The following is an 11,228-nucleotide window of genomic DNA, read 5'->3' as shown; positions in this document are numbered from 1 at the left end:
TAAACCCCTACCCCCACCAACACAAAATGTCGTTTAACTCGACACGCCGAAAAACAACACGTTTTGTCGTTTAACCCCGTTTTGTCGTTTAACCCTGGGTAAAACGGGAAACGACGCGGCGCCCCTACAGCACCGCGTCGTCCCTATTCCCTATCACTCACAACGGCGCAAGCCGTTCGCCTACCCCCTAAGTAGGCGGCGTGAGCACTAGTAAGAATAACACTCCTCGCATTCCAACCATAGCGATGGCAAATATTGCCAGCTTTATACAAGCTTTTGGCTATTTAAGTATAAAATTTCAGACTTTAGCGCCTGTTTTTGAGTCCTTCCTGGCAGGCACGAACCATTTCACTGCACTCAGACCTACAAGAGTGATAGCGCCCAAGACGGCAATACCGGTCCACAGCACCACTGCCTCACCATCGTTGCCCGCCACGGTGACGGCGGCCGTTGTCCAGTTGAGCGGCAAAAGGTTAGCTACTACCTGCCATACCTTATCCACCCCGGCGATGGCCGCGGATTTCCACAGCCACCCCACCAACGCGGTCTGCCCAATGCCAAAGATTGCGGCGAGGATGGACCCCACGGTCATGCCACACAGTTCGAGCAGGCCCCGCACGATAAGCGCGGAGGACAGGGCACCCAAGAACAGCGCCCCGCCGGCGGCCACGGCGGCGATAGGGGTAAGGCCAATGGACAAGACGAAGAGCAGGATCTCCCCGATGGCCACCGCGGCCAGCGATCCGCCCAGGACCATCAGCCACGGGCGGAATCCCAATTTCCACGCCACCCCGGCCGCGGAGCCAGCCAGCAGGACGAGCGCGGAAATGAGCATGGCGATGACCGGGCTCAGCTGGCTCACATCCTCCTCCGGCCCCACGTGTGCGGGCGGCAACGAGCGCTGCACCTCGCCCAGGTTCGATTGGTTTTGTTCCGCCATGCCGGTGAGCTTGCCGGCGCCATCGTCAAGCTGGCCCACCCCATCGAGCGCCTCATCCACGCGGCTATTAAGCTCCGCGATGGACTGGTTGAGCTGCTGCGCGCCTGCCACGGCCTGGTTGATGCCATCGTGATAAGCATAGCCGCTTACCGCCAGCTGGTTGGAGAGATCGCGCGAGCCGTCCTTCAGCTTCTTCAGCTCCCCGGTCAGGGATTCATCGAGGCGGAAGTTTTCCACCTGCTTGCGCAAATCCCCCAGCTGAGAACGAACTTGTTTCGCTTCCTTGGAATTATTTCCCTCCAGGTCGCGCACCGTACCGTCGATGGCTTCCAGGATTTGGCCTTGGACGGCTCCCAGTCCCACGACCTGGTCGACGGCCCCGCCGACGGTATTGGCCAGTTCCGTCGCCCCTCCGCCGAGGGTATTGGTCCCTGACTGCAACTGGTTAAGCCCCGACACCAGCTCTTGCGAACCACCGGCGAGCTTTTCGACGCCCTCGCCTAATTCCCCAGCACCCTTATCCAGCTCACTGGTGCCCTTGTTTAACCGATCCGCGCCAGATTTCAGGATGCTAGCCTGCGCTTGGGCGTGGCTGGCGGCCTCGGCGGCTTCCTTAAGCTCTGGCGAGGTCGAATTCGCCTGCGGCGCGCCATAAGGCTGCGCGGCGCTCGACCACGCATGCGCCGGTTCCCACTGCGACCAGGCCGCCACTGCGGTACCAACGATAAGCGGTACGGCGAGCAATACGAGCAGTAAGAGTGTGCGCCACCGCGAGGAACTCGCGGACGCGGTGGGCGCGGTCGAGGCAAGGCGTTTGATCATGCTAGTAACCTATCGCTGCAGGTCATTCCCTTTCCGCAGGCGCGCCGATCCCCACGCATAACAAAGAGAATCTACTATTAAGACATGCCTATCCCCCTGAAATCCCCGTTCTCCCGCACGCTAGCGTGCGCGGCCGCGTTTCCGCTGTGCATGGCATTGGTGTCCTGCGCCGATGACGCCGATAACTCTGTCGATTCCAGTGAGCCCCAGTTTTCTGACGCCGTGGCACAATCCAGCTCTAGCTCCAGCCCTACAAGTTCCACGGAGCAAACGGCGACTACGACCGACTCGCCCACAACCTCCCCGGCAGAGACTACTGCACAACCACCTGCACCGCAGGAGACAACAGTCACTACCACTACCACGCAAGCCAAAGGTGATTGCTCCCCAAGCGCCTTCTCTTCTCTAGAGCCCGATATGGGCAATATTTTGGTGTCGGATTGCGACGGGGAATGGGCTCATTTTGGCAAAGACAGTACAGATTGGACCGCCTGGGCGCGCTTTAACGATGGCGCATGGACAACTATTGAGCCCATCGGTGTAGCAAATAGTGGTTTGACCGCACCGTGCTATGACGTGGACAAATGGATCGATCAGGGCGCGCCTAGCTTTGTTGCAGACAATATGCGCCGCTGCGATTAATCTCGCCTAACGCACAAGCCGCCTTCGACCAATTACCCCACCGCACCCATCTCACAGCAGATCGCTGTGGGGTGAGGACGCGGGGATGGTCGAAGGCGGCCTTGTATTTATGCCCCTAAGAAGCAGTACAACCGCAGTGGCGTGCTACTTCTTTTCAGCGAAGACCTCGCGCACGCGCTGGCCCAAGTCCGGGTGAACGTTGGTCCAGTACTGGTACACGCGCTCTTCGGTTTCTTCGGACACGCCGGCCATCGCGTTGGTGATATTGGTAACCAAGCGCTCCTTGGCGGCGTCGTCGTAGACGTTTTCGTACAGGTCGCGCGCTTGGACGAAGTCATCGTCTTCCGCGTGGCGCACGTACGGCGCGCGGACCAAGTCCTGGCCGTGGGGGTCCGGGTTCACGTAGAGGTCCGCCGCGGTGGTGGTCTCTAGATCCTCGCGGTTGTTCACTGCGGCATCGTCAAGCACGCCCGTACCCTTCACATGGCGGTTGGGCGAGTACACCGGATCCTCTGGAGCATTGTAGAAATACTGCATCGGCCCCTCGTGCTCGTAGGTATTGACCTTCTCCGCATTGCGCGGCTGGTTGACCGGCAAGTGCTTGTAGTTCGGCCCGATGCGGTAGCGCTGCTGATCCGCGTAGGCAAAGACGCGGGCCTGGAGCATCTTGTCCGGGGACAGGCCAACGCCCGGCACGATATTGGAGGGATCCAGCGCAACCTGCTCGATCTGGGCAAAGAAGTTGCGCGGGTTGCGGTTGAGCTCAAAGTAGCCCACATCGTGCAGCGGGTAGTCCTTCTTGGACCAGACCTTGGTCAGATCGAAGGGGTTGAAGCGGTAATCTTCAGCCTCCGCAAGCGGCATGATCTGTACCTTGACATCCCAGATGGGGTAGTTGCCCTCTTCGATGGCGTTATAAAGATCCGCGCGGTGGCTATCCGGGTTCTGGCCAGCTTCCACGGTTGCCTCTTCATCGGTGAAGTTCTCTACGCCCTGGCGGGAGATGAAGTGGTACTTCACCCAAAATGCCTCGCCGTCTTCGTTGACCCACTGGAAGGTGTGGGAACCGTAGCCATTTTGGTGGCGGGTGGTCTTCGGGGTGCCGCGGTCACCCATCAGGTAGGTCACCTGGTGGGCGGATTCTGGGTTGCGGGTCCAGAAATCCCACTGCATATCGGCATCGCGCAGGCCATTGGAGCCCAGGCGCTTTTGAGAGTGGATGAAGTCCGGGAACTTCATGCCATCGCGCAGGAAGAATACCGGGGTGTTATTGCCCACTATGTCGAAGTTGCCGTCTTCGGTGTAGAAGCGGAGGGCAAAGCCGTGCACGTCGCGCCAGGTATCCGGGGAGCCCTGCTCGCCGGCGACGGTGGAAAAACGGCCCATCATCGGGGTGACGGTGCCCTTCTGGAAGACCTTGGCCTTGGTGTAGGCGGACACGTCTTCGGTGATGTGCAGCTCACCGTAAGCACCGTGACCCTTGGCGTGCGGGGTACGCTCGGGCACGCGCTCACGGTTGAAGTGGGCGAGCTTTTCAATGAGATGAATATCGTTGAGCGCGACCGGACCCTGGGGACCGGCGGTCACGGACGTGTTCTCGGAAGGCACGGGCTGGCCGGACGGGCGGGTAGTATTGCCCTTACCTGCGGGACGTTGTCCCTTGTTCAGGATGTCATCAGCGGTGGAATCAGTCATGGTAAGTCTTTGCCTCCTGGCAATCAGTTGATAATTTGGGGTCAATTATCAATCACGGACAACCCATAGCTTACTACGTATAACGGCACTGCGCTACCTTTCCGCACATTTGCCGCTTGCCGATGCCCCAGTCACCGCAACCTTGGATAAGAAATGCAGGAGCTACTGGTAGATTCATTCAGGTGACACACCACTCCGCAGCAGACGACGCCCGCGTCACCGAGCTCGCCCTCCGGGCTGGGCGCGGCGACCGAGCAGCGCTTACGGAGTTCATCAAGGCCACCCAGGATGATGTCTGGCGCCTCCTCGCCCACCTGGGCGGCCCCGAAATCGCCGACGATCTCACGCAGGAGACCTACCTGCGCGTCATCAGCGCCTTGCCGCGCTTTGCCGCTCGCTCTTCCGCGCGCACCTGGTTGCTTTCGCTGGCCCGGCGCGTCTGGGTGGATAATATCCGCCACGATATGGCCAGGCCCCGCAAGTCCGCCACGCAATACGAGGACGCAATGAGCTCCGCCGCGGAAAACTCCGGTTCCTGGAGCGATTGGATCGATGCCCGGGCGCTTATCGATGCCCTCCCTGCCGACCGCCGCGAAGCCCTCATCCTCACCCAGGTACTGGGCTATACCTATGAGGAAGCGGCCAAGATTGCCGGGGTGCGCGTTGGCACCATCCGCTCCCGCGTGGCGCGCGCCCGAAAGGACCTCATCGAAGGCGCAAATTAATACCCCCGAATGTTCGAGCGCCTAGACGCATACTTTCGCCGCAATACTTATCAAAGTGCAGGTACTTAGGGCAGCGCAGCGGGCGCATGCAGCCTGAGGTCGGGGTAGAAAAATACTAAAGTGACACGATTTCAGCTGTGAAGTCACGGGTGAAATGTGATTCTATTAGATACACACACGTGATAAATCGACCGTCGATCCGGGCCCGCGCGTTCCCAAAGCCGGGCCCGGCAAGTGTGAGTAAGAGAGTTTCTCCCCTCATGATTAAACGCGCAATCGGAATTTCCATGGCGTTTATTGGCGTCGTGGTGGGCGCAGGCTTTGCCTCGGGCCAAGAAGCCATGCAGTACTTCGTAGCTTTCGGTGAATGGGGCCTGTGGGGCATCGCCCTCGCCGCCGCCCTCATGATGGTCACCGGCGTGTCCATCCTGCAGCTGGGCTCCTATTTCCAAGCGGTGGAACACACTGCCGTCTATAACAAGATCGCTTCACCAGTCACCGCCAAGATCTTGGACTGGTCCACGCTGATTACGCTGTTTTCCATCGGTTTCGTCATGTTCGCCGGTGGTGGCTCCAATATCAACCAGCAATTCCCCAGCATCCCCGTGTGGGTCGGCGGCACCGTCATGCTGATCCTCGTGCTGCTGGTGGGCCTTATGGATGTGGACCGCGTCACCCGCGTCATCGGTACCATCACCCCGTTCATCATCGTCTTCGTGGTACTGGCCACCGGCTACACCATCCTTACGGCTGATGTGGACTTTGCATCCCTAAACACCTGGGCCATCGATAATGTCAATACCTCGCTGCCTAACTGGTGGCTTTCTGCCCTGAACTACACCGGCCTGAACGTCATGACGGCCGTATCCATGTCCATCGTCATCGGCGGTAACTTCCTGGATAACCGCGCCGTGGGCATCGGCGGCCTCATCGGTGGTTTCCTTTACCTCATCTTGCTGGCCCTGCTCGTCTTCGCCCTCTTCTTCGAGGCCAAGGACGTCAACGGCGAGGACATGCCGGTGCTGAAGCTGATTACGGGCATCCACCCAGTTCTCGGCATCTTGATGACCTTCGTTATCTACGGCATGGTCTTTAACACTGCCATCGGTATGTTCTACGCGCTGGGCAAGCGCCTGACCCGCAATAACCCACAGCGCTTCTACCCCGTATACGCCGCATCCTGCATCATCGGCTTCATCCTGTCCTTCATCGGCTTCCAGTCCCTGGTCAGCAACGTCTACCCCATCCTGGGTTACCTCGGCCTACTGATGATTTTCGTGATGGTTTATAACCGCATTAAAAACCGCGGCATGCTTGCCGATGAATCCGATCGCCGCATGCGTGCCCACGATCTCGTCGCCCGCAAGCTCGACCCTCGCGAGCGCTTTACCAAGAAGAATGAGCGCGAGCTGCGCATGCTAGCCGCAGCATCCAATATGGGGACGCAGGAATTTATCGATCACCTCGCCGAGGATATCCACGAGGAGCTCGAAGAGGACGATGAACTCGACTACGACCGTTCAGAGCCCGCACCTTCCGTCACCTACGTCCAGCACACGAAGCCGGAAGTACCTTCCGTCGACAGCGACTTGGACTTTGGCAAGAAAGACGAAGACTAAGGTTTAAGCGCCACTAAATACAATTCGGCTCCTCCTTCCCGCGGTGGGAAGCGAGGAGCCGAATTTTCATATTGCAAAGCGCCGGGCAAGGCTTCGCAGCTCTGCCCGGCGCGGTGGTACCTTGCGGCTATACCAACAGTTCTGCGATCTGAATGGTATTAAGCGCAGCGCCCTTGCGCAGGTTATCGCCGGAGACGACGAGCACGAGGCCCTTATTGTCATCTACCGTCTGATCCTGGCGGATGCGCCCGACCAAGGAATCGTCCTTGCCGGCGGCGGCGAGGGGGGTGGGGACATCGGCAAGCGTCACGCCTGGGGCATCGCTTAGAAGCTCGGTTGCTTGCCCCGGGGTGATGGGCTTGTCGAACTCCGCGTGAATGGTCAGGGTGTGGCCGGTGAAGACGGGGATGCGCACACAGGTGCCGGCGACCTTGAGGTCCGGCAGGCCGAGAATCTTGCGGGATTCGTTGCGCAGCTTCTGCTCTTCGTTGGTCTCGTTGCTGCCGTCATCGACGAGGCTGCCGGCAAAGGGCAGGGCGTTATAAGCGATGGGCGCAACGAAAGGCCCCAGGTCCTCATCATCGAGGCCGGAACCATCGTGGACCAGGTTCACGTTGTGATCGCCCACGCTATAGACCTGTGCAGCCAGCGTCTGCACGCCCGCCAAGCCGGAGCCGGATACCGCCTGGTAGGACGATACGTGCAGCTTATTGAGGCCGGCGGCATCGTGCAAGACCTTCAGCACCGGCATGGCGGCCATGGTGGTGCAGTTCGGGTTGGCGATAATGCCCTTCGGCGGGTTCTTCGCCTCCTCGGGGTTTACCTCCGATACCACGAGCGGGACCTCCGGGTCCTTGCGGTAGGCCGAAGAATTATCCACCACGGTAGCGCCCGCGGCGGCAAAGACTGGGGCCCACTTCTCAGAGGTGGAACCGCCCGCGGAAAATACCGCGATATCGACATCGGCCACGGACTCTTCGGTGACCTCGGCCAAGTCCTCCACTTCGATCTGCTCGCCGCGGAATTCCAGCTCGGTGCCGGCCGAGCGGGCGGAGGCGAAAAAGCGCACCTTATCCGCCGGGAAATTGCGTTCTTCCAAAATGGAGCGCATCACGCGGCCGACCTGGCCGGTAGCGCCGACGACTGCAACGGTAGTCATTGTCTTCCTCTTTATTTGTTCTGGTTTAGCGTCCGGTTCCAGCATAGACGGTGGCTTCTTCCTCGCCGCCGAGCTGGAATTTATCGTGCAGGGCGCGCGCCGCCTTCTCTAGGTCCGCCTCGCGCGTCAGCATGGAGATGCGGATTTCGGAGGTGGAGATAAGCTCCATGTTCACTCCCACATCGCGCAGGGCCTCGGTAAAGTCCGCCGTCACGCCGGGGTGGGACTTCATGCCGGCGCCAACGAGGGAGACCTTGCCCACCTGGTCATCGTAAAGCACATTGGACCAGCCGCCCTCGGACTGCAGCTTGCTCAATAGCTCCATCGCGCGGGGGCCATCGGCGCGCGGGCAGGTGAAGGTGATGTCGGTGGTGCCGTCCTCCAAGGAGGAGACGTTTTGCAGCACCATGTCGATATTGATCTCCGCATCGGCGATGACGCGGAAAAGCTTCGCGGCCTCGCCCGGGCGATCTGGGATGCCCAGCACGGTTACCTTCGCCTCGGATTTATCAGTTGCTACACCAGTAAGTACTGCTTCTTCCACGGGGATATCCTCCATCGAGCCGGTCACCAACGTGCCGGGGTCATTTGAATAAGACGAGCGAACTCGCAACGGAACATTGAAAGCGCGGGCGTATTCCACGCTGCGCAGGACCAGAATCTTGGATCCTACGGCGGCCATTTCCAGCATCTCTTCAAAAGAGAGCTTTTCTAGCTTTTGCGCATCCGGAACAATGCGCGGATCGGCGGTATAGACGCCATCGACATCGGAGTAGATTTCGCACACATCCGCCTTCAGCGCCGCGGCCAGGGCGACCGCAGTGGTATCGGACCCGCCGCGGCCCAGGGTGGTCACATCGCGCGAGTCCTTATTCACACCCTGGAATCCGGCGACGATGCAGATCTGTCCCTCCTCTAGGGCCTCGGTCAGGCGGCCGGGGGTGACGTCAACGATGCGCGCATTGCCGTGGCGCTCGGTCGTCAGCACGCCCGCCTGGGAGCCGGTAAAGGACTGGGCCTTCGCACCCAGGGACTCCACCGCCATGGCCACGAGCGCATTGGAGATGCGCTCGCCCGCGGTAAGGAGCATATCCATTTCGCGCTGCGGGGGAACGGGATTGACTTGCGCTGCAAGGTCGAGAAGCTCATCGGTGGTATCCCCCATAGCGGAGCACACCACGACGACATCATTGCCCTGCTTTTTAGTGGCCACAATCCGCTCCGCTACCGCGCGGATGCGATCTGCGGATTCGAGGGAGGAGCCGCCGTATTTTTGAACGATCAGGGCCACGGTGTGGTTGCCACCTTTCGTTTTAAAAGGCACTCCTGGGCGCAGGCGCGCCGCAGAAATACCTGTCGGACACTAGTCAAATTCCTATGCTACCCCGCAAAGCGCTACACCTCATCATAATTCCGAAACAATACTTTTATTTTATTCACACCTACCCCCGTGCGTGCGCGAGGCGGCGGGGCGGGGGCGGCATCGATAAGCAAAATGCATCTCCGGGACTTTTTTACTAGCGTTGAGCGGGTGTTAAGCAACTTCCTGGCCGTATTCTTCGCGCTCGCCTCCGCGCTTACGGTTGCTTGGGGCACGGTCGTTCGCCACCGCATCGCCCTTGAAGCAGATGATTCAGTCATGCGCTCCGCTATGACCAATCCACTGTGGTGGGTCGGCACCGGCGCGGCCATCCTTGCCTATGGCCTCCAGGTCGTTGCCCTGGGCTTTGGTACTTTGCTGGTGGTCCAGCCCATTTTGGTGCTCTCGCTCATGTTTACCCTGCCGCTTTCGGCCTGGTATGCCAAGCGCCCCATGCCCGTGCACGAGACGTTCTGGTCCATTGCGCTCACGATTGCGGTCGGCGTGATGGTGGTCTACGGCCGCCCCGCTGCCGGTAATCCCCGGCCCGAGTGGAGCCAGTGGTGGCCCGCCCTGCTATTGGGCCTGGCCACCCTGGTCGCGTTGGGCGTTGCCGGCCATAAATTCCGCGAGCAGCGCCCGCTCGCCCTGGGCACCGCCTGCGGCGTCATCTACGGCTTCGTCGCGCTGCTATCGAAGGCCGTAGTGGATATCTTCACCCACGAGGGCCTGAGCGTCCTGGTGGGCAGCTGGCAGTTCTACGGCCTCATCGGCCTCGCCCTGACCGGCACCGTGGTGCAGCAGTACTCCTTCAACGCCGGCCCGCTGGCGCAGTCGCTGCCGGCCATGACCATCTTCGAGCCCATCGTCGCCTTCGGCTTGGGCTACATGGTCTTGGGCGAGAAATTCCTCATCGATTCCACCGCTGGCTGGCTGGTCATGATAGCCGCGCTCGGCGTCATGATTGCCGCGACCATCATTTTGTCCCGCAATCCTGTCAGCCAGCGCAGCTAGATGGCCCACTCGAATACGGCCAGCATATAGGCCGAAAACCAGGCCCCGAAGAGCACCCAGGCGCCCACGCTTGCCGATGCCCCCTTCTTGCCCACCCACGGCAGCAAGACCACCGCTGCGGGCAGTAAGAGGCGGGGGCGGGAGTGCATAATGCCATCGGAAAGCAGCACATTTGCCATCAGCACCGCGGCAAACAGCCAGGCAGGAAGCGGCAGGCGCCCCCACGCCAGCAGCAGGCAGATGGGGGCGGCGATGATCACCGCGGCACTGAGCAGATACCCGCCGTTCGTGGCGCTAGATAGCGTCTCCGCCACCCAGGTCACCGTCGCCCGGCCGCCGTCGAAACCGGAATTCCAGTGCTTTTCCTGCAGGCCAAAGTACCCGCCGGCGCCGGATAAATGGTGATTCGCCCACCAGATATAGCCGGCTAAGGGCAGCGCCGATACCGCCACGCTCAGCCAAGCCCACCAAGTGCGCCGCGCCTTGAAGAGCATCATGAGCGCGAAGACCACGATGAGATCCACCGCGGTCAGGCGGACGAAGGACGCAAGAAAAATCAGCGCCCCGGCCGCAATCCAGCGCTGGTCATGCAGCATCACCACGGCCCAGATCGCGAGCGCGCCGAAGAGCGCCTCCGTATAGGGCATGGCAAAAACGATGCTCATGGGCGCGCTGGTAACCACCGTCGCGCCGAGCACCTGGCCGCGCGTGTCCAGCCCCATCTGCCGGGCCAGCGCCATAACGCCCGCCGCCAAGGCGATGGTGAAAAAGAGGTTGAGGACCATCGCCGTGCCCGCAATATCCGTGCCCAGCAGGTTACTGACCGCCCGCACCGCCAGTGGGAAGCCGGGAAAGAACGCGAGGGCGGTTTCCCCGCCATAGCCCGCGCGGGCGATGTCGACATAGTAGTGGGCGTCCCATTTATTCAGCAGCCCCCAGAGGGAATCGCCCTGCGCCGCGGCCATCGCCGCGAGCACGCTGAGGCGAATCGCCGTGCCTACAACCGCCACGAGCGCAGCATAAAACCAGCAGCGCAGCGTGGACGTCGCTGCAGGGCGGCGAGTGGTAGGAGCGATAGGCACACCAGCATGGTACGCCACGCGCCCGGGTGTCCCGCTGAATGAAATATGTTGCCACACCGTGAGATCCTCTGTAGTGTGACCGGTATGACATTGCGGAACAACCTACTCCTTATCTGCCGCGGCGGGATTTCGGCCTAAACCTACGGCCAGCGCCCCGTCGCGGAGTCTGG

At 60.7% G+C, this 11,228-nt stretch carries 9 protein-coding genes; 4 read left to right on the top strand and 5 right to left on the bottom strand.

Features of this window, described 5'->3' with window-relative positions:
• Window positions 1-298 precede the first annotated feature (298 nt).
• The gene (locus tag ABRP87_RS08160; protein ID WP_349868298.1) at window positions 299-1,762 is read right to left on the bottom strand and encodes a hypothetical protein; all 1,464 of its coding nucleotides are present in this window, start codon (window positions 1,760-1,762) and stop codon (window positions 299-301) included.
• An 84-nt stretch (window positions 1,763-1,846) separates the two neighbouring features.
• On the opposite strand from ABRP87_RS08160, the gene ABRP87_RS08155 reads away from it, so the two are divergent.
• On the top strand, window positions 1,847-2,404 hold the full coding sequence (locus ABRP87_RS08155) for a hypothetical protein (protein ID WP_349868297.1): 558 nt from the start codon (window positions 1,847-1,849) through the stop codon (window positions 2,402-2,404).
• Between the two features lie 144 nt (window positions 2,405-2,548).
• Here the strand turns inward: ABRP87_RS08155 and ABRP87_RS08150 are convergent, their stop codons facing one another.
• Window positions 2,549-4,099 carry a catalase gene (locus tag ABRP87_RS08150; protein WP_349868296.1) on the bottom strand — a complete coding sequence of 517 codons (1,551 nt, stop codon included), beginning with the start codon at window positions 4,097-4,099 and terminating at the stop codon, window positions 2,549-2,551.
• 182 nt (window positions 4,100-4,281) lie between these two features.
• Here ABRP87_RS08150 and ABRP87_RS08145 point away from each other — a divergent pair, with 182 nt between their 5' ends.
• Both ABRP87_RS08145 and ABRP87_RS08140 read left to right on the top strand, forming a co-directional pair.
• Window positions 4,282-4,824 carry an RNA polymerase sigma factor gene (locus ABRP87_RS08145; protein WP_284783226.1) on the top strand — a complete coding sequence of 181 codons (543 nt, stop codon included), beginning with the start codon at window positions 4,282-4,284 and terminating at the stop codon, window positions 4,822-4,824.
• 260 nt (window positions 4,825-5,084) lie between these two features.
• Window positions 5,085-6,443 (top strand): YkvI family membrane protein, encoded by a 1,359-nt coding sequence (locus tag ABRP87_RS08140; RefSeq protein ID WP_034653345.1) that lies wholly within the window; start codon window positions 5,085-5,087, stop codon window positions 6,441-6,443.
• A gap of 127 nt (window positions 6,444-6,570) precedes the next feature.
• Here the strand turns inward: ABRP87_RS08140 and ABRP87_RS08135 are convergent, their stop codons facing one another.
• Entirely contained in the window at window positions 6,571-7,602 is a 1,032-nt protein-coding gene (locus ABRP87_RS08135) for an aspartate-semialdehyde dehydrogenase (RefSeq protein WP_349868295.1), read from the bottom strand.
• A 25-nt stretch (window positions 7,603-7,627) separates the two neighbouring features.
• Window positions 7,628-8,893, bottom strand: coding sequence for an aspartate kinase (locus tag ABRP87_RS08130; protein ID WP_023029986.1), 1,266 nt, complete (start codon window positions 8,891-8,893; stop codon window positions 7,628-7,630).
• A 204-nt stretch (window positions 8,894-9,097) separates the two neighbouring features.
• On the opposite strand from ABRP87_RS08130, the gene ABRP87_RS08125 reads away from it, so the two are divergent.
• A complete protein-coding gene (locus ABRP87_RS08125) occupies window positions 9,098-9,976 on the top strand; it encodes a DMT family transporter (RefSeq protein WP_349868294.1) in 879 nt (292 codons plus the stop codon).
• Here the strand turns inward: ABRP87_RS08125 and ABRP87_RS08120 are convergent.
• Entirely contained in the window at window positions 9,973-11,058 is a 1,086-nt protein-coding gene (locus ABRP87_RS08120) for a mannosyltransferase family protein (RefSeq protein ID WP_349868293.1), read from the bottom strand. The two genes, ABRP87_RS08125 and ABRP87_RS08120, sit on opposite strands and share 4 nt — an antisense overlap.
• Window positions 11,059-11,228 lie beyond the last annotated feature (170 nt).

The sequence above is a fragment of the Corynebacterium sp. KPL2830 genome (assembly GCF_040225635.1).
GTDB lineage: Bacteria > Actinomycetota > Actinomycetes > Mycobacteriales > Mycobacteriaceae > Corynebacterium.
The sequence above is the reverse complement of the archived record's forward strand: the minus strand, read 5'-3'. Positions and strand labels throughout refer to the sequence as shown.